Source organism: Methylomonas stagni, from assembly GCF_050154735.1.
GTDB lineage: Bacteria > Pseudomonadota > Gammaproteobacteria > Methylococcales > Methylomonadaceae > Methylomonas > Methylomonas koyamae_A.
On sequence record NZ_CP189557.1, the window covers coordinates 3,608,014 to 3,625,731 of the forward strand.

The following is a 17,718-nucleotide window of genomic DNA, read 5'->3' on the forward strand; positions in this document are numbered from 1 at the left end:
ATGCGATCCGGCCGGACCGCGGAGACGCTTATGAAAGACTACGACGACGTGCGCGACCAGCTTTTGAACATGCTGGAAGAGCTGGACGACCGCCTCGGTAAAATTACCGACGACGTTAAGCACATCGACCAAGCGCTGGACCGCGATTTTTCCGAACAAGCGACCCAAACCGAGAACGACGAAGTGCTGGATGCCATCGGCAACGTCACTCGGGACGAAGTCGAAAAAATCAAGCAAGCGATCATCCGCATCGACGCCGGCACCTACGGCATCTGCCAACGCTGCGGCGAGCCGATCAAGCCCGCCCGGCTGGCCGCGTTGCCCTACGCCGCGCTCTGTATACGCTGCGCCGAGCAACAGTAAACCCGCCGAGGAATCACCTTCAGTGGTTCCAGACGGATGACGCGAGCCCTCGGGCCTGAACCCCGCATTCAAAAACAACGGCCGGGCCTTCAGGGCCGCAACCATTCCGGCGGCCAGGGTTCGCGGCATCGTGACGTCCAAGCCTGTCGTTTCCGGCGGGTTCGGCGCGCATCCCCGCCGCCGATTCGGATTTTGTACTATCCTTTGCCCACCACCTTTTTTCGTTGGACCCCGCCCCATGGACATCGCAGAATTGCTGACTTTTTCCGTTAAAAACAAGGCCTCGGACCTGCACTTGTCCGCCGGCTTGCCGCCGATGATCCGGGTGGACGGCGACATCCGGCGGATCAACATCCCGCCGCTCAATCACAAGGAAGTCCACGCGCTGATCTACGACATCATGAACGACAAGCAGCGCCGCGATTACGAGGAGTTTCTGGAGACCGACTTTTCGTTCGCGTTGCCCGGCGTGGCTCGGTTCCGGGTCAACGCTTTCAATCAGGATCGCGGCGCGGCCGGCGTGTTCCGGACCATTCCGTCCAAGGTGCTGACGCTGGAAGATTTGGACGCGCCGAAATTTTTCGCGGAACTATGTACCAAACCGCGCGGCTTGATCCTGGTGACCGGACCGACCGGTTCCGGTAAGTCGACGACGCTAGCGGCGATGATCAATCACATCAACACCAACGATTACGCGCACATCCTGACCGTCGAAGACCCGATCGAATTCGTTCACGAAAGCCAGAAATCGCTGATCAACCAACGCGAAATTCACCGCGATACCTTAGGTTTTAACGAAGCTTTGCGCTCGGCCTTGCGGGAAGACCCCGACATCATCCTGGTCGGCGAGATGCGCGACCTGGAAACCATCCGGCTGGCGCTGACCGCCGCGGAAACCGGCCACTTGGTGTTCGGTACGCTACACACCACCTCGGCCGCGAAAACCATAGACCGGATTATCGACGTGTTCCCCGCCGCCGAGAAAGACATGATCCGGGCCATGCTGTCGGAGTCCTTGCAAGCGGTAATTTCGCAAACGCTGCTAAAGAAAGTCGGCGGCGGCCGAATCGCCGCGCACGAAATCATGGTCGGCACGCCGGCGATTCGCAACCTGATCCGCGAGGCCAAGGTGGCGCAAATGTATTCGGCGATCCAAACCGGCCGCAAGGACGGCATGCAGACGCTGGATCAAAACCTGAAGGAGCTGGTTGATAAGGGTTTGATCACCGCGAAGGCGGCGATGACGCGCGCGGTCAACAAAGATATGTTCCGCTGAGGTTAAGGAGGGGCCATGGACTTTAAAGCCTTATTGGCGCTGATGGTCGAGAAAAGAGCGTCCGACCTGTTCATTACCGCCGGCCGGGCGCCGTCGATGAAAGTGGACGGCAAGGTCGTCGAAGTATCCAAGGGTGTTTTGAACAGCGAACAAACCATGAAACTGGTGCTCAGCGTGATGTCGCAACGCCAGCGCGACGAGTTCGAGAATACCAAGGAATGCCAGTTCGCGCTGAGTGTCAGTGAATTGGGCCGCTTCCGGGTAAGCGCCTTCACTCAACGCGATTCGGCCGGCATGGTGTTACGCCGCATCGAAACCACGATTCCGACCGCCGAACAACTGCACCTGCCGCCGGTGCTGAAAGACTTGATCATGTATAAGCGCGGTCTGGTGATGTTCGTCGGCGCGACCGGCACCGGTAAATCCACATCGCTGGCGGCGCTGATTCGGCATCGTAACGAAAACACCAGCGGTCACATCATTTCGATCGAGGACCCGATCGAGTTCATCCATCCGCACCAAGGCTGTATTGTGACGCAGCGCGAGGTGGGCCTGGATACCGAGTCCTTCGAAGTCGCGCTGAAAAACACCTTGCGGCAAGCGCCCGACGTGATCCTGATCGGCGAGGTACGCACCCGCGACACGATGCAGCACGCCATCACCTTCGCCGAAACCGGTCACTTGTGCGTTTGTACCTTGCATGCCAACAACGCCAACCAAGCGTTGGACCGGATTCTGCATTTCTTTCCGGAGGAGATGCATAGCCAATTGTTCATGGACCTATCGTTGAATCTGCGTGGTATCGTCGCCCAACAACTGGTGCAGCGCTCGGACGGCAAGGGCCGCTATCCGGCGATCGAAATTCTGTTGAACACCCCGCTGGTGTCGGACATGATCCGCAAGGGCGAAGTGCATAAATTGAAGGAATTGATGAAGAATTCGCGCGAACACGGCATGCAGACTTTCGACCAAGCGCTTTACGATTTGTACGCAGCCGGTAAAATTAGCTACGAAGACGCGCTGCACGCCGCCGACTCCCGCAACGAAGTCCGCCTGATGATCAAACTGGGCGCCGAAAACGTCAATTTCGAGGTCAAGGACATGATGCTGGAAGAAAACGACGACGACGGAGGCGCGCTGTATAAATAGCATTGGGTAACCCGACCTTTGAAACCTCCGAATTCTCCGCGCGCCAACAAAATCGCCGCCGTCCTGCTGATTGCGCTGCTGGATGGCTGCAGCTCTCAACCCATTTCCAAGAACGCGCCCTCCGAGCGGGCTTACAGTCCAACCCGGCAAGCGCCGCCGGAACGCGGCCGTACCGCGACACCCGATTTAAGACCGCTGGCCGAACCGGGCAACTATCGGGCCTCTTCGGTATCCGGCGATTACGCCGGATACCCAGCGCTCGGCCGTTTTATTGACGACATCAGCCAAAAGCACGGCTTCCATCGCGAATATCTGTACGGCCTGTTCAGCCAAGCCAAGCGCAAGCAATGGACTCTGGACTACCTCGCCAAGTCGGACCAAGCGATGAAGGGCAAGCCGGCCAAGGGCGGCTGGAGCCGCTATCGCGCCCAATTTCTCGACGCCCGTCATATCGACGCCGGCGTCGCTTTCTGGCAAAAGTACCGATCCTCGCTGCAACGCGCCAGCCGCGAATACGGCGTGCCTGCCGAGTACATCCTTGGCATTCTGGCGGTGGAAACCACGTTCGGCGGTTTCGTCGGCAATCACCGCGTCATCGACGCCCTAACCACCTTGGCCTTCGATTACCAGCGCCGGGGCGAGTATTTCCGAGGCGAACTGGAGAATTTTCTGGTCATGACCCGTGCCGAAGGCGTGGACCCCGGCAAGCCGGTCGGCTCGTTCGCCGGCGCGATGGGCTTGGGTCAATTTATGCCCAGCAGCTTTTTGCAATGGGCGGTCGACTTCAACGGCGATGGCCGCCGCGATCTATGGAATCCGGAAGACGCGATCGGCAGCGTCGCCCACTATTTTGCCGAACACGGTTGGCAAGCCGGTCAACCGGTGGTTTCCGCCGCGTCCGGCCAACCCGCCGCCGAATTGGAAACCGGCTTCGACAGCCGGTATTCGCTGGACAAACTGACCGACGCGGGGCTGAAACCGGCGGAATCCTGCAGTTGCGATTACCCGCTCAGTTTGCTGTTGCTCCGCCATCATGACCGCGACGAATACCGGCTGGGACACCCCAACTTTTACGTCATTACCCGTTACAACCACAGCACCCATTATGCGATGGCGGTACACGAGCTGGCTCAAGCGATCAAAAACGGCTATTTGAGAACGGCGGGCGGGGACGGTCTAGGTTAGTCCCAAGGTCTAACGTAAGTCGTACGGTAAGTCGAATGCCGCCAAGCCCGGCCTTAAACGCACTGGCAAATTCCGGTTGCAGCGCGAGCCGGCCCGCGCGGTGTCCACCCGACTGAATCCTCACACTCCACATCCATAGTTTCAATGCGTTGCGAACCGCGCGGTTCCCACCAACCAGCGCCGACGCATGTCAAAAACCTTCCCGACATCCGCACCGTCATCATGGTCGCGCACTGGACCTTCGAACAATTCCAGGCCGGCGCTTTCAAGGCGACCATACGCAACAAGCCGATAATTGCAAAATTGATCACATTTTTAATCAAACCAGATTGCCAAATCGTAAATTCTTTCAAAGAAAAATGGCGATGCTGACATTGGACTGACCGTGGACGGTAAAGGATAGTTGTCATGAAAATTTACTTAATAACAGACGAGCAACAGGAAGAACTGGAAAGGCAACGCGACTCCCTGATCAAAACCAAATCGATGTGCGATCTGATGCTGGATATCGCCACCCAATCCGGCGACTTGGCGACTTTCGATGCCGCGCTGGAAATCGCCAACACCGAACTGGATCGCCTGGAAGTCTTCTTCGATATGCCGGATTTATGCCTTCGATAATCAAACAAGGCCATCGAGATCGAGAGCGGCACGCCGCACTTTCAGAACCCTATTGGTCAATGTCGGGAATATCTAGGTCTTGGCGTATGGCGTTGCGGGGTTATTGCGAATCCGATGAATCAACGAGCTAGCGGATAAATCCCGCGATTTCAAAAATACTCAATTCCTTGGCTCTTCGTGGTAAATTTTCGGCTGATTTTTAGCTTTCAGTCGCGCCATGACAACGATACGTCAAGACGATTTCATCCAAAGCATCGCCGATGCCTTGCAATTCATCTCGTACTACCATCCTCAGGATTTTATCGACGCCTTACACACGGCGTATCTGAAGGAGCAAAGCCCGGCCGCCAAGGACGCGATGGCGCAGATTCTGATTAACTCGCGGATGTGCGCGGAAGGCCGGCGGCCGATTTGTCAGGACACCGGCATCGTCACGGTGTTTTTGAAGATCGGCATGGCGGTGCGCTGGGACGCCAAGCTGGGTGTTAGCGAAATGGTCAACGAAGGCGTACGGCGGGCTTATCTGCATCCGGATAACGTGTTGCGCGCGTCGATCCTGTCCGATCCGGCCGGCAAGCGTATCAACACCAAGGACAATACGCCGGCGGTAATTCATATGGAACTGGTGCCAGGCGACAAAGTAGACGTGGAAGTCGCCGCGAAGGGCGGCGGTTCGGAAGCCAAGTCCAAATTCGTGATGCTGAATCCGGCCGACAGCATCGCCGATTGGGTGATGAAAACCGTGCCGACCATGGGTGCCGGCTGGTGCCCGCCCGGCATTCTCGGCATCGGCATCGGCGGCACCGCCGAAAAAGCCATGATCTTGGCTAAACAGGCTTGCATGGGCGCTATCGATATTCAGGACTTGATCGCGCGCGGCCCCAGCAATGCGCTGGAAGAATTGCGGCTGGCGTTGTACGACAAGGTCAACGCGCTAGGCATCGGTGCCCAAGGTCTGGGGGGCTGACCACGGTGCTGGATGTGAAAATCCTCGATTACCCGACTCACGCCGCCAACAAACCGGTGGCGATGATCCCCAACTGCGCCGCCACCCGTCACGCCCATTTTGTTTTGGACGGTACAGGCCCCGCCATACTGACGCCACCTAAATTATCCGATTGGCCGGAAATTACCCAGTCCGCCAGCACAGCGCGCCGCGTCAATATCGACGGTCTGACCAAGCAAGACGTTGCCGACTGGAAACCCGGCGAAACTCTACTGCTCAGCGGCACATTGCTGACCGGTCGCGACGCCGCCCATAAGCGTATCGTCGATCTTTTAAACAAAGGAGAGCCGTTACCGAACGGCGTCGATTTAAAAGATAAATTCATCTATTACGTCGGCCCGGTTGATCCGGTACGCGACGAAGTCGTGGGCCCGGCCGGCCCGACCACCGCCACCCGAATGGACGGCTTTACCGATACGGTACTGGAAAAAACCGGCCTACTGGGCATGATAGGCAAATCCGAGCGCGGCCCGCAAGCAATAGCCGCCATCGCCAAGCACAAAGCCGTCTATTTGATCGCGGTCGGCGGCGCGGCCTATTTAGTCTCCAAGGCCATCAAGCAGGCGCGTATCGTGGCCTTTCCCGAGCTGGGTATGGAAGCGATTCACGAATTTGTGGTGGAAGACATGCCGGTGACGGTGGCGGTCGATAGTCGGGGCGAGTCGATACACGACACTGCTCCCAAGGAATGGCAATCGAAGATTGGCAAGATTCCAGTCGTGACCGAGTAATTTACGGCATTACCCCCGTAGCCTGAAGCCGGCAGTCTACCAATACGCAAGGATTCGAGGCCTGGTAATTAGAAACGGGGGTAACCCCGGCACCTTAGCCGTCCACGCTGACTCGACAACGAAATCTATTCGGAAAATCAAGCGGACCCGCATGCCAACTCGACGTTCCCACCTGTCCCCAGCTCGCGGTATAGTGCCAATCTTCGATAATTTCAAAGCAGTGTTATTCATCGTCCGATGCCGAAATTCATACTGAAACTGTTTGTACTGTGTCTGGCGTTGCCGCAACCCGCGCTTGCCGATGCCGACCTATTTCCGAACCGGTCCACATCCGGTTCGACCCGGCAATTGTCGCTGACCAACGAGGTTTGGGTCGGCGATTTCTCGCAAATGTTGGAGCGGCGATTAATTCGAGTTTTAGCGCCTCACAGCCGGACGCTATATTTTCACGATAAGGGTCGCGAGCGCGGTTTAACCGCCGAACTGGTGCGTAACTTCGAACGTTACATTAACCATCAATACGCCAAGCAGTTACACAAACGGCCGATTACCGTTGTAATCGTGCCGACGACTCGCGACCGGCTGATTGATGATCTCAAGCGCGGCTTGGGAGACATTGTCGCCGCCGATCTGACTAAAACCCCGGAGCGTCTTGATCTGGTCGACTTTCTGGCGCCCGACGACTATTCGATCTCCGAGTTGGTGCTGGTTCGTCGCGGCGGCGAAGTAATCGCTAACGTCGAGGACTTAAGCGGCAAAACCGTGCATGTCCGCCCGTCGTCCAGCTACCACGCCAGCCTGACCGCGTTGAACGGCCGACTGAAAAGCGCCGGAAAAGCGCCGGTCAATATCGTCACCGTACCGGATGCGATTGAAGACGAAGATTTAATGGAAATGCTGAATGCCGGCTTGGTCGGCATCATCATCGTCGACGATTGGAAGGCGGATATTTGGGCCAAGGTTTTGCCCAATATCACCGTGACCGATGTGGCGGTGCGCTCCGCCGGACAGTCGGGGTGGGTTTTTCGCAAGCAAAGCCCCGAATTGCAGACAGTACTGCGGGACTTTTATTTCAATGATGTCAAAAAACATCGTTTGATCGAACAAACCATCGTGGCTTTCAATAAAAACATCGAGCAAATCCGGAACAACACCGCCGATCAGGAATGGCAGCGTTTCGCCGATATGCTGAAGCTGTTCGAAAAATACGGCGACCAATACCGCTTCGACCCACTGATGCTGGCCGCCCAAGGTTTTCAGGAATCGCAACTGAGGCAGAGCGCGCGCGGACCAACCGGCGCGATTGGGGTGATGCAGGTATTGCCGTCCACCGGCAGGAGCCTAAACGTCGGCGACGTGCGGCGTTTGGAAGCCAACATCCACGCCGGCGCAAAGTATTTGGACGATTTGATGGTGCGTTACTTCAGCGACATCGAGTTCCGCGACGACGACCGAACGCTTTTTGCCTTCGCCAGCTACAATGCCGGCCCCGGCGCCATCACCCGTCTGCGCCGCGAGGCGGAAAAGCGCGGCTTCGACCCCAATCGCTGGTTCAATAACCTGGAATTGGTCGTCGCCGATAAAATAGGCTGGGAAACCACGACGTACGTGCGCAATATTTACAAATACTATGCGGCGTACAAGCTGCAGTTGGCAATTCAGCAGCATCAGCAACAAACGCGCGAGCAATTCATCCCTTAGCAAAATAGTTCCGAACCGTCTCGCACGCGTTTTTTGTCCCGGAGTCGGCTAGAATACCGAATCAATCGGCCCGATGTAGCGTGTGTATTGCCCCCCGGCGGAGATGCCTCCGTCGGAAATGCCTAAATATCCGCTGCCGCCAACCCTACATTCATTAACTCAACGTCCAACAAACGTTTCAACACCCTAACATCGCAACCAGCGCTAGCGCCGGCAGCCGAATCTCCGAGCAGGCCATCTAGGATGATTGAGTTTTGGTTCGACCTAAGCGCTAACGGTAACGGCGAATCGATGCTCAACACTGCACGCAACGTCCATGAATATCTCTTTTGAAATAGTGCCTAGAAGCCTTGCGGCTTTCGATGAACAATACGCTTTCGTTCAAGGTTTGGGTAACGGTATTAATATCATCAACATACCGGATATCCAGCGTTTCGACACCCGTAGTTGGGAATTGGCGACTCGCATCGATCGCGGCAAATATCGCTTTGTTCCGCATTTTCGAGCAATCGATTTCAAGATTGAGAGCGGCGAGTTGTACCGGATCATCGAGCAGTACCAGTTGGACAGCGTATTGCTGGTCACCGGCGATCCGCCGGAAGGCTTGAAGCGGGCTTTTTACAACACCGATGTCGTGGATCTGATTCGTGCGACACATCAGCGTTTTCCCGAGTTGAATATCTATGCCGGTTTCGACCCGCATCGGCACGGTCTGCGGGACGAATGCGACTACATCCAGCGCAAGGCCGATGCCGGCGCGACAGGGCTATTTTCGCAACCGTTCTACGATAGCCGAATGGTGGAAATTTATGCCGAGCAGGTTCGGGGGCTGGAGACTTATATCGGGATCAGTCCGATAACCACCAAAGCGTCGATGAATTATTGGGAAGTCAAAAACCAGGTCAAATTTCCGGCCGACTTCCGCCCCGATTACGACTGGAACGTTGCCTTCGCCAACCAGCTGATCGCGTCCGCCGCCATTGCCGATCTGCACGTTTACTTCATGCCGATTCGGATCGACTTGCAAAAGTATTTCGAACGGATAGACCTGCCGCGTTGAGATACTCCTACCCATTGCCGCACCGAAGAGGAGCCGCGGTTTCCCTCAAAACGGGCCAGAACCGTGATGCAGTGCTATAATCGTTCCGGACCTTTTTGGGTTTTGGCCTTCGGAATCAATAACTATCCGAGCGAAGTTAAATTGGGAGATGATGGATGCTGAGACGTAACTTAGAAAATCACAGCAGCAAACAAGACGAGGTGGAACTCTCTCGCCGTAGTTTTTTCGGCCGTTTCGCGGTCGGCGCTGTCTTATCTATAGCGATGCCCGGCGCGGTGCAGGCAGCAAAAAAATCGGCGGCAAAATCGGAACACAACCATGGTGCGGCAACCGCCGGCAGAACTGCGGTGCGCTTACCTAAACACGCCGCGAAGGCGGCGCGAGAAATTCACAAGTCTGGATCCAGCCGGGGATCAAACATGACGGTAGCAAGCAGATCGGCTAAATCCGCGCGACCGGATCACGGTCATGCCCGTCTCGCTTCGGCGGACCAGCATGGCGCGCCTAACAGCCGGGTACACGACGTTTACGGCGGAAAAAAACACGGCGTGACGACGGAATATCACTATGCGAATCGGCATAGTTATCACGGCGGTAGAGTACATTCGGAGATTCAACCGATCCAACGCGATTTGGTGCTGCCAGGCCCGCGCGAGCCGATGTTTTTAGCGGACCGGGGACGCTTGGTGAATCATCGTTCGCTGGCTTTTCAAAATCCGCATACCGGCGATCACTTGAATCTGACCTATTTTGAAAAAGGCCGCTATCTGAGCGATGCGTTGAACGAAATCAGTTTTTTGCTGCGGGACCACCGCACCGATGATGTTCACCCCATCGATCCGGAGCTTTTGGATCAATTACACGATCTCAAGCAAATGCTGGGTCTAAGTCAGCCGTTCGACGTGATTTGCGGATATCGCTCGCCGTTAACCAACGCCAAATTGCACGCCGAACATTCGGGCGTTGCCAACAACAGCTTCCATATGTATGGCCGGGCGGTCGACATTCGCATCGAACGCTTCGATCTGCGGCGCATCCACAATGCGGCGGTAGCGATGCATCGCGGCGGAGTGGGCTATTATCCGGACTCGAATTTCATCCACCTGGATACCGGAACGTTTAGAACCTGGAGCTTGTAACTCGCCAGCCCATAAAAAAAGCGCCTTTAAGGCGCTTTTTTTATGGGCATCCCGGATTACGGATTGGTCGGGAGGTCCGAGGTTTTGTTCGCCGCCAATTGATTGTTGGCGGCGGCATTCGGCGCCGACGGGTTTTGCAATTTTTGTAGGGCTTTTTTCAATTGCTCGTCTTGCCCGTAAATATCCGGATAAAAGCGCAACTGGTTTTGGTGATCGACGAACGCGGTGCCGTAATAAAACAACACCGGTACCGAGCGCTTCAAGGTCACGTGGCGAGTCTTCGGAGCGGACATCGCTGATTTAATGCTTTCCTTGTCCCAGCCTTGTTGATCGCCCAACACGAATTCGGCCAACTGCTCCGGCTCTGCGACCCGAACGCAACCGTGACTCAAGTCGCGGCGTTGGCGATTGAAAGCCGCCCGGCCCGGCGTATCGTGCAAATAAACGTCGGCGGTGTTCGGGAACACGAATTTGACGCGGCCCAGCGGGTTTTTCTTGCCGGGCCGTTGCCGGGCGCGCAAATAGCTGCCGCCGCCGCGCTCCTCGCTATTTTGGTGACGAACCAGTTCGATATCCTGGCTAGCCAGATAGCCTTCGTTATTCGCGGTTTTCGGCAAGATTTCCTTCTCGAAAATGCTTTTCGGAATATTCCAGTAAGGCATGAACTCCAGGTATTTCATTTCTTCCCAGAGTAGCGGCGTCTGATTGTCCGGGGATTTACCAACGATGACTTTCATGTTCAACGGATTGGCATCGTCGGTCGAATTAAACGCCCACAATTCGAAGGCGGGGATGTTGACGACTATCATAGGGCCGTCGGCGGGATCTGGAATCCAGCGCGCCCGTTCCATTGCCAGCTCGATTTGCGCAATTTTTTCGCCGACGGATTGCGCGTTCAACGCCGCCAGTGTCGCCGGACCTATGACGCCGTCGGCCTTCAACACTTGCTGTTGCTGAATCTTTTTGACCGCTTCGACCAAATCGCTAGAATACGTATCGTCTCCGCCTTGCAGCGAGTCAACCACACCCAGCGCGACCAAACGTTGACGCAAATTAGCGACTTGCGGATGCCGATCGCCGGGTCTTAACGCATGTCCGGGTTTGAACTCCGCCAAATCGCTTTGCCGGTCCAGTTGCCGCAGCCGATTCAGAATCTGTTTCAGCTGTTGATACTGCTTGGCTTTCGGCTCGAAAGTTTGGACGAGTTCGGGCAGAGTCTGCTTATCTAAATGCTCTCGTAACAAGGTCGCCACATCCAAGGTTGGTTTAGGGGCGATATGCACCGGATAGCCGACTTCGCGGGGCTCGACCTGACCCTGACGCAATTCGTGCAGGAAGCGCACTAGCGACACCGTCAATGCGACGTCGTGGCCGGCAATCGCGTTTCCGGTCGGGCTTAAGCCGCCAATCAAATTCCGGATATGGTCGACATCATAATTGCCCGGATTTAGCGCATCGTTAGGCGCATTATTCAAAATATCGATCAAATCGCGCAGATTCTTTTCGGAACGCGTGGCGGAGAACCAAATCGGTTGAAAATGGCTATTCTGGTAGACCTGATTGACGAGCTCGCTCACGCGGCTAAAATCGGCGCGCAACAGCAAAGGGTGTTGTTTGCTGAGCAGTATCGCGCCGATAGGATTGTCGGCAGGAATCGGAATCGTAGGCGGACTGACCTGGCTTGGGGGCATGGTCTCCAGCACAGGCGCGGCCGCGGGTACATCCGCACTTAGCGCTGGAACCGTGCCTTGATAAGTCGCGAGGCAAGCCAGTAACGTAAACCAGGCAGGTCGGCGGCGATGATCTATTGAGGCGCGTGGTTTAAAAGTCATGGTCAAACGGTTGAAACTCCTGATGCGATAGTACGGTCGTTTGCATATCGGCAGCCAATTGCCAAATTCAACGCCATCATCATTCGCTAATTCTACCCTGTTCTGGCGACAATTGAATCGGTAACCGACCTTTTCCAGTTGCGGTTCAGCAAATTAGGCGCTTCATGGAAATTTAAAATAGCATGGAGAGGCGTTTTGACCAGTAAAATTCGTGCGCTGTTCCGAAAGCTTGACAGTGGTACGCGGTATACCTTTGGCGTGCTTGGCGCCAAAGGTCGACGACATCAAACGATTTCGGATTCGTCGCGGCGCCAGTGGCCGGATTTGCCGCCGATTTTTTCCACCAAGCGTACCGATTGTATCGTCATGCCGCGATCAACCGCCTTGCACATGTCATATATCGTCAATAGCGCTACCTGGGTAGCATTCAGGGCTTCCATTTCCACGCCGGTTTTCCCGGTAGTTTTGACGGTGGCTCGACAATAAACTCGATTGAATTCGGGTTGCGGTTCCAGTTGGATCTCGACGTGGGTCAGCGACAATGGGTGGCACAGCGGAATCAACTCGGCGGTTTTCTTGCTGGCCATGATGCCGGCGATTCGAGCAATTCCCAGCACGTCGCCTTTTTTATGGCTGCCGGACATAATCAACGTCAGAGTGTAATCCTGCATCGCGATATAGCCTTCGCCGACAGCCGTGCGCTCTGTCACGGCTTTATCACCGACGTCGACCATGTGCGCTTCGCCGACGGCATTAAAATGAGAGAGCTTTGCTGGCATCTGGGTGTTCGGTGTAGTAAAACAGGCTTGTATTGTATTCTCCGGAAAATTGTTATGTCGATTAAAGTCCTCTATTTCGCCAGCCTGCAAGATCGGGTAGGGCGGCAAGCCGACGAATTCGTTTGGGACGGCCCGATTTCGGCCGGCGCGCTTTGGCGGCGCCTGAATCCCGATCTGGCCTGGCCTGACAATATGTTGATTGCAATCAATATGGATTATGCCTCTAGCGACGCCGCGCTAAACGACGGTGACGAAGTGGCGTTTTTTCCACCGGTGACCGGCGGCTGACATGACGATACGCATCGTGGAACAAACGTTCGAACCTTGGTCGCTATTGGCGGACTACGAGCGATTCGAACTGGCGGAAAACATTGGGAAATATGGCGCGGCCGCGGTATTCGTCGGTAGCATGCGAGACTTTAATCTCGGCGACGGCGTTATCGGCATGACATTGCACCATTACCCAGGCATGACCGAGAAGCAATTGGCCACCATCGTGGTCGACGCCAACTCGCGCTGGGCACTGCTGGATACCTTGGTGATTCATCGGGTCGGCGAGGTGCAACCAGGCGATACGCTGGTTCTGGTCGCGGCTTGGGCCGAGCATCGCGGCGACGCCTTCGATGCCAGCCGCTACATCATGGAAGCGCTGAAAAGTCGGGCACCGTTTTGGAAACGGGAAACCCTGGCAGCCGGGCAGAGTCGCTGGGTCGAAAAAAACAGCGACGGTTACAAGGTCTGATCGGCTCAGCCGGCCGGCCGGCCGATACGTGCCTGACTCTCGCCTTGATAACCGACAGATCCCATCTCGTCCAAATCGACATCGCTCCGCAACTGACGTTGCAGTTCGGCGATTTGCTGATTGGCTTGCCCGATCTGTTGGCGCAAATCGCCGATCATTTCATGCAAATATTCGAAATGTATTTGAAAGTAACGCGCCGATGGAAAGCTGTCGGATGTAACGGCCAATGCATCGCCGTCGGCTTTGGAGCGATTAGAGCGTCTTGGTTTTATCATGAACTACACCAGTTTTTCCTTGTCCGGCGGCGAAATGCGGCCGGGCTTTTTCGGGGTTTCATTTGATAAGACGTTTCAGCGGCGAAAAACCTCATCATTGTGCAAAAAAATTTAGCCCAACCGGCCGGACCCAGCCTTAACGACTGGTCTGGTGCTTGTTCACCACCAGCGCGGGCGGCCGCAATTCGACTAGCAAAGCGTGATTTGACGCTGGTGTAAGGCTTGAATATTGGGTTGTTTGGTAATCGTCAATAACGCCGAATTCGGCAATCTTTCGAAAATCAGATTGATCATTGCCAATTCGCCATCCGGATCCAACGAGTCGAAAGCCTCCTGCATCAATATCCATTTCGGCTTGTGCAACAGCAAGCGCACCATGCCCAGCCGCTGTTGTTGCTCGCGCTCCAACGATTTCGCCCAGTCGTCGAATTTGTCGAGAGGTTCGATCAATTCCGGCAAGCCGGCCAGTAACAGCGCAGCTTCCAGGTCATCCTGCTTGACGGCGGTGCCGGAGGCCGGGTAACAAATCGAATCGCGCAACGTGCCGGTCGGCAAATAGGGACGCGGCGGCATGAACATTAAGGGTTCGTCGTCGGGCAGCTCGATGACGCCTTCGCCCCACGGCCACAAGCCGGCAATCGCCTTGAATAACTTGTTACCGGAAAATGCGTTGCCGCCGATCAGGATGCGCTCGCCACCACGAACCTCCTCGTTCAGATTGGCAATGCAGACAATGGAGTCCAGCCGAGCGATACACAAATCGCGAAAACGCAACACCGAGTCGCTGCCTTTTTGGATTTGAATGCGGTGCGGATCGGGTTTGGCGATTTCGCGTTCGAGCTGGATCAAGCCTTGGCTCAAACCCAGCACGCGTTCCACCGAGGCCCGCCATTCCGCGACCTTGCCCATATTGTCGACAGGCCAGGACAGTGCGGACACCGTGTGCTGGAAAGCCTGGGCCGATTGCATCAGCGCGCCGAGCGTGATGCTACCCAAGATGTAGCGCGGCGCGGATACCAGAATCGGAAACGCCATCGTCAGCACCGAATAACCGGAGCTGAACAGCATAATCTTCTCCCAAGCCTTGGTTTGATCGTGCCAAGCGGCGACGATGTCGGCAAACAGGGTTTGAAAGTGTTGCTTTTCATGAGGTTCGCCATGGATCAGCGCGATGGCCATCGAGTTCTCCCGCGCCTTGACCAGGCCGAAACGGAAATTGGCTTCGACGGTCTGGCGGTTGTCGGTGGCCTTGATCAACGGCCGGCCGATCAGCCAGCCCAAGGTCGAGGCGGTGGCGGCGTAGATCAGCGCCAACCACACCAAATGGCCGTGAATGGGCACTTGAACGAATAGTAGATCCAAGGTCACCGTGCCGGACAAGGACCAGAGGATCTCGGTAAAGCTGATCAACAACAGCACGCAGTACAGCAAGGTATGAAACAAATCCACCGCATATTCGGTAGCGATCCGAATATCCTCGGCAATCCGGCCGTCAGGATTGTCATGCTTGCCGGGAATATGGGTAACGAGATAATGACGACCCTTGTGCATCCATTGGCCCAGCATTTTTTCGGTCAACCAGGCTCGCCATTCCAGTTGCAAGCGGCGTTTGACTTTTAAGTGAGTAACGGTAATGCCGATGTTGGCGACGAAAATCAGTAGTATCGCGCCGACTTGAGTCCAGAGTTTGCTCATGTCATGCTGATCAAGAGCATCGAATAGGTGCGCGCTCCACTCGGTAATAATCACCGATACAGCGATTTGCGCGACGGTCAACCCGATTAGAGATAGCGTCAGGCTACGGCTAAGCGCCTTGTTTTCGGCGTTCCAGAATGGTCCAGTTAAGTGCAAAAACTGGACAAGAAATTTACTTGAGCGTTGCAAAACACGTCCCCCCAAACAGTCTGGGGGCGGACTATAGCAAAGATCGGCGGGAAAAAGCGATATTCGGATACCGGCAACGTCGAGGCGGCGCGACAGCACCGCCTCGGCCGACGGTTTAGCGTTTCATCGAATCGAAAAACTCGGCATTGGTTTTGAAATCCTTGAGTTTGCCCAGCAGGAATTCGGATGCCGCCAACTCGTCCATCGGTTGCAGGATTTTGCGCAGAATCCAGGTTTTTTGCAGTTCGTCGGGATCGACCAAGTATTCCTCGCGGCGAGTACCGGAACGGTTGATGTTGATGGCCGGATAAACGCGTTTTTCGGCGATCTTACGTTCCAGATGCAACTCCATGTTGCCGGTGCCTTTGAACTCCTCGAAAATCACCTCGTCCATCCGCGAACCGGTCTCGACCAACGCGGTAGCGATGATCGTCAAGCTGCCGCCTTCCTCGATATTTCGAGCCGCGCCGAAAAAGCGCTTAGGTTTTTCCAGGGCATTCGCGTCGACACCGCCGGACAGCAATTTACCGGACGACGGCACTACCATGTTGTAGGCGCGCGCCAGACGGGTGATCGAGTCTAACAGAATGACTACATCGAATTTGTGCTCTACCAACCGGCGGGCTTTCTCGATCACCATCTCGGCCACCTGAACGTGGCGGGTCGCCGGTTCGTCGAAGGTGCTGGAAATCACTTCGCCGCGTACGCAACGTTCCATTTCGGTGACCTCTTCCGGCCGTTCGTCGATCAACAATACGATCAGGTAGCAGTCCGGGTTTTTCTCGGCTATCGCATGGGCGATCGCTTGCATGATCATCGTTTTACCGGCTTTCGGCGGCGACACGATTAGTCCGCGCTGACCCTTGCCGATAGGCGCGACCAAATCGATGATACGGGCGGTAAGATCTTCGCTGGTACCGTTACCTTGCTCCAAGCGAAAACGCTTATTGGCGAACAGAGGGGTCAGGTTGGAAAAGGAAATCTTGTTTTTGGATTGTTCGGGAGATTCGAAGTTGATGCTTTCGACTTTCAGCATCGCGAAATAGCGTTCGCCTTCTTTTGGCGGTCTGATCTTGCCGCTTACCGTGTCGCCGGTGCGTAAACCGAAACGTCTGATCTGGCTGGGCGAAACGTAAATGTCGTCGGGGCCGGCCAAATAGGATGCGCCGGGGGTGCGTAAAAACCCAAAACCGTCCTGCAAAATCTCCAATACCCCATCGCCAAATATATCCTCGCCGCTTTTAGCCTGTTTCTTCAAGATCGAAAAGATCAATTCCTGCTTTCGGGCTCTGTCTATGTTTTCCAGTCCTAGGGACTCGGCTATATTGATGATTTCACTGACTTGTTTAAGTTTTAACTCGGTAAGATTCATGATGTTTTAGGGAAAAAAGAACACGTAAAGCAGCAGAATGCCGTTTACAGCGGGGGTAAGTGTGTTGTTGGAGTTTTGAGTTCGGGCGGCTAAGGCGCGTGTGGGGTATACGCTGCCGGGAATTCTAGCGCAATAACCGGACTTAGCAAACTTAATTTGTCAGCGGTCCGGTTAACGTCGAATACGGTAAATTTAGAGGTTGCTATCGATGAAGGCAGCCAATTGGGATTTGGTCAGCGCGCCGACCTTGGTAGCTTCGATCTCGCCACCCTTGAATATCATCAGCGTCGGGATGCCGCGCACGCCGTAATGTTGCGGAGTTTTGGGGTTCTCGTCGATGTTCAGTTTGGCCACGGTCAGCTTACCTTGGTATTCCGAGGCGATTTCGTCCAGAACCGGGGCGATCATTTTGCAAGGGCCGCACCATTCCGCCCAATAATCAACCAGAACCGGCCCGCTGGCTTTCAATACGGTATCGTTAAACTCCGCGTCCGATACATGAAGGACTAGGTCACTCACGCCAATCTCCAATAGTTTGCAAAGTCAAGACTATAGTTTCGTCCCGCTTCGATTGTCAATCGATTTCAAACGCCACGGCTTTTA

At 55.3% G+C, this 17,718-nt stretch carries 18 protein-coding genes and 1 pseudogene; 12 read left to right on the plus strand and 7 right to left on the minus strand.

The window, feature by feature from the left end; translation table 11 throughout:
- Positions 1-30: 30 nt before the first annotated feature.
- The 4 genes from ACP4CD_RS16525 (at position 31) to mltB (ending at position 3,973) form a co-directional block, all read left to right on the plus strand.
- The gene (locus tag ACP4CD_RS16525; RefSeq protein ID WP_064026982.1) at positions 31-363 is read left to right on the plus strand and encodes a TraR/DksA family transcriptional regulator; all 333 of its coding nucleotides are present in this window, start codon (positions 31-33) and stop codon (positions 361-363) included.
- 238 nt (positions 364-601) lie between these two features.
- Complete coding sequence (locus ACP4CD_RS16530) at positions 602-1,639, plus strand: type IV pilus twitching motility protein PilT (RefSeq protein ID WP_064026984.1); 1,038 nt, start codon at positions 602-604, stop codon at positions 1,637-1,639.
- 15 nt (positions 1,640-1,654) lie between these two features.
- Positions 1,655-2,788: a PilT/PilU family type 4a pilus ATPase gene (locus tag ACP4CD_RS16535; protein WP_064026987.1), complete on the plus strand. Its 1,134-nt coding sequence runs from the start codon at positions 1,655-1,657 to the stop codon at positions 2,786-2,788.
- Positions 2,789-2,806: 18 nt separating this feature from the next.
- The gene (gene mltB, locus ACP4CD_RS16540) at positions 2,807-3,973 is read left to right on the plus strand and encodes a lytic murein transglycosylase B (RefSeq protein WP_426991689.1); all 1,167 of its coding nucleotides are present in this window, start codon (positions 2,807-2,809) and stop codon (positions 3,971-3,973) included.
- 53 nt (positions 3,974-4,026) lie between these two features.
- On the opposite strand, the gene ACP4CD_RS16545 is transcribed toward mltB, so the two are convergent.
- Positions 4,027-4,326 (minus strand): hypothetical protein, encoded by a 300-nt coding sequence (locus ACP4CD_RS16545; RefSeq protein WP_426991690.1) that lies wholly within the window; start codon positions 4,324-4,326, stop codon positions 4,027-4,029.
- 55 nt (positions 4,327-4,381) lie between these two features.
- Here ACP4CD_RS16545 and ACP4CD_RS16550 point away from each other — a divergent pair, with 55 nt between their 5' ends.
- The 6 genes and pseudogenes from ACP4CD_RS16550 (at position 4,382) to ACP4CD_RS16575 (ending at position 10,231) form a co-directional block, all read left to right on the plus strand.
- A complete protein-coding gene (locus ACP4CD_RS16550; protein ID WP_071160012.1) occupies positions 4,382-4,594 on the plus strand; it encodes a hypothetical protein in 213 nt (70 codons plus the stop codon).
- Between the two features lie 217 nt (positions 4,595-4,811).
- A pseudogene (locus ACP4CD_RS16555) lies at positions 4,812-5,602 on the plus strand (fumarate hydratase); the annotation flags it as partial.
- Positions 5,603-5,623: 21 nt separating this feature from the next.
- Positions 5,624-6,331, plus strand: coding sequence for a FumA C-terminus/TtdB family hydratase beta subunit (locus ACP4CD_RS16560; protein ID WP_426994699.1), 708 nt, complete (start codon positions 5,624-5,626; stop codon positions 6,329-6,331).
- Positions 6,332-6,568: 237 nt separating this feature from the next.
- The gene (locus ACP4CD_RS16565; protein ID WP_426991691.1) at positions 6,569-8,032 is read left to right on the plus strand and encodes a transglycosylase SLT domain-containing protein; all 1,464 of its coding nucleotides are present in this window, start codon (positions 6,569-6,571) and stop codon (positions 8,030-8,032) included.
- A 316-nt stretch (positions 8,033-8,348) separates the two neighbouring features.
- Positions 8,349-9,092 carry a methylenetetrahydrofolate reductase gene (locus tag ACP4CD_RS16570; RefSeq protein WP_281021898.1) on the plus strand — a complete coding sequence of 248 codons (744 nt, stop codon included), beginning with the start codon at positions 8,349-8,351 and terminating at the stop codon, positions 9,090-9,092.
- Positions 9,093-9,511: 419 nt separating this feature from the next.
- The gene (locus tag ACP4CD_RS16575) at positions 9,512-10,231 is read left to right on the plus strand and encodes a YcbK family protein (protein ID WP_426991692.1); all 720 of its coding nucleotides are present in this window, start codon (positions 9,512-9,514) and stop codon (positions 10,229-10,231) included.
- Between the two features lie 56 nt (positions 10,232-10,287).
- Here ACP4CD_RS16575 and ACP4CD_RS16580 read toward each other — a convergent pair whose 3' ends face one another.
- Positions 10,288-11,922, minus strand: a complete 1,635-nt coding sequence (locus tag ACP4CD_RS16580) for a L,D-transpeptidase family protein (RefSeq protein ID WP_168030394.1) — start codon at positions 11,920-11,922, stop codon at positions 10,288-10,290.
- 425 nt (positions 11,923-12,347) lie between these two features.
- Positions 12,348-12,842 (minus strand): cyclic pyranopterin monophosphate synthase MoaC, encoded by a 495-nt coding sequence (gene moaC, locus ACP4CD_RS16585; RefSeq protein ID WP_064025471.1) that lies wholly within the window; start codon positions 12,840-12,842, stop codon positions 12,348-12,350.
- Between the two features lie 54 nt (positions 12,843-12,896).
- Here moaC and ACP4CD_RS16590 point away from each other — a divergent pair, with 54 nt between their 5' ends.
- Together ACP4CD_RS16590 and ACP4CD_RS16595 are read left to right on the plus strand one after the other, a co-directional pair.
- Positions 12,897-13,130: a MoaD/ThiS family protein gene (locus ACP4CD_RS16590; protein WP_064025469.1), complete on the plus strand. Its 234-nt coding sequence runs from the start codon at positions 12,897-12,899 to the stop codon at positions 13,128-13,130.
- Between the two features lies 1 nt (position 13,131).
- The gene (locus ACP4CD_RS16595; protein WP_313729398.1) at positions 13,132-13,584 is read left to right on the plus strand and encodes a molybdenum cofactor biosynthesis protein MoaE; all 453 of its coding nucleotides are present in this window, start codon (positions 13,132-13,134) and stop codon (positions 13,582-13,584) included.
- Positions 13,585-13,589: 5 nt separating this feature from the next.
- Here the strand turns inward: ACP4CD_RS16595 and ACP4CD_RS16600 are convergent, their stop codons facing one another.
- The 4 genes from ACP4CD_RS16600 to trxA all read right to left on the minus strand — a co-directional run bounded on the left by ACP4CD_RS16600 (position 13,590) and on the right by trxA (position 17,634).
- Complete coding sequence (locus ACP4CD_RS16600; protein WP_064025464.1) at positions 13,590-13,859, minus strand: hypothetical protein; 270 nt, start codon at positions 13,857-13,859, stop codon at positions 13,590-13,592.
- A gap of 189 nt (positions 13,860-14,048) precedes the next feature.
- Entirely contained in the window at positions 14,049-15,758 is a 1,710-nt protein-coding gene (locus ACP4CD_RS16605) for an ABC transporter ATP-binding protein/permease (RefSeq protein ID WP_426991694.1), read from the minus strand.
- A gap of 100 nt (positions 15,759-15,858) precedes the next feature.
- Positions 15,859-17,115 carry a transcription termination factor Rho gene (gene rho / locus ACP4CD_RS16610; RefSeq protein ID WP_064025460.1) on the minus strand — a complete coding sequence of 419 codons (1,257 nt, stop codon included), beginning with the start codon at positions 17,113-17,115 and terminating at the stop codon, positions 15,859-15,861.
- Between the two features lie 192 nt (positions 17,116-17,307).
- On the minus strand, positions 17,308-17,634 hold the full coding sequence (gene trxA, locus ACP4CD_RS16615) for a thioredoxin TrxA (RefSeq protein WP_064025458.1): 327 nt from the start codon (positions 17,632-17,634) through the stop codon (positions 17,308-17,310).
- Positions 17,635-17,718 lie beyond the last annotated feature (84 nt).

Coding starts and splice junctions, on each gene's coding strand:
- ACP4CD_RS16525 (WP_064026982.1), top strand. CDS start 31: ATGAAAGACTACGACGACGTGCGCGACCAGCTTTTGAACATGCTGGAA.
- ACP4CD_RS16530 (WP_064026984.1), top strand. CDS start 602: ATGGACATCGCAGAATTGCTGACTTTTTCCGTTAAAAACAAGGCCTCG.
- ACP4CD_RS16535 (WP_064026987.1), top strand. CDS start 1,655: ATGGACTTTAAAGCCTTATTGGCGCTGATGGTCGAGAAAAGAGCGTCC.
- ACP4CD_RS16550 (WP_071160012.1), top strand. CDS start 4,382: ATGAAAATTTACTTAATAACAGACGAGCAACAGGAAGAACTGGAAAGG.
- ACP4CD_RS16560 (WP_426994699.1), top strand. CDS start 5,624: ATGATCCCCAACTGCGCCGCCACCCGTCACGCCCATTTTGTTTTGGAC.
- ACP4CD_RS16565 (WP_426991691.1), top strand. CDS start 6,569: ATGCCGAAATTCATACTGAAACTGTTTGTACTGTGTCTGGCGTTGCCG.
- ACP4CD_RS16570 (WP_281021898.1), top strand. CDS start 8,349: ATGAATATCTCTTTTGAAATAGTGCCTAGAAGCCTTGCGGCTTTCGAT.
- ACP4CD_RS16575 (WP_426991692.1), top strand. CDS start 9,512: ATGACGGTAGCAAGCAGATCGGCTAAATCCGCGCGACCGGATCACGGT.
- ACP4CD_RS16580 (WP_168030394.1), bottom strand. CDS start 11,922: ATGCCCCCAAGCCAGGTCAGTCCGCCTACGATTCCGATTCCTGCCGAC.
- moaC (WP_064025471.1), bottom strand. CDS start 12,842: ATGCCAGCAAAGCTCTCTCATTTTAATGCCGTCGGCGAAGCGCACATG.
- ACP4CD_RS16590 (WP_064025469.1), top strand. CDS start 12,897: ATGTCGATTAAAGTCCTCTATTTCGCCAGCCTGCAAGATCGGGTAGGG.
- ACP4CD_RS16595 (WP_313729398.1), top strand. CDS start 13,132: ATGACGATACGCATCGTGGAACAAACGTTCGAACCTTGGTCGCTATTG.
- ACP4CD_RS16600 (WP_064025464.1), bottom strand. CDS start 13,859: ATGATAAAACCAAGACGCTCTAATCGCTCCAAAGCCGACGGCGATGCA.
- rho (WP_064025460.1), bottom strand. CDS start 17,115: ATGAATCTTACCGAGTTAAAACTTAAACAAGTCAGTGAAATCATCAAT.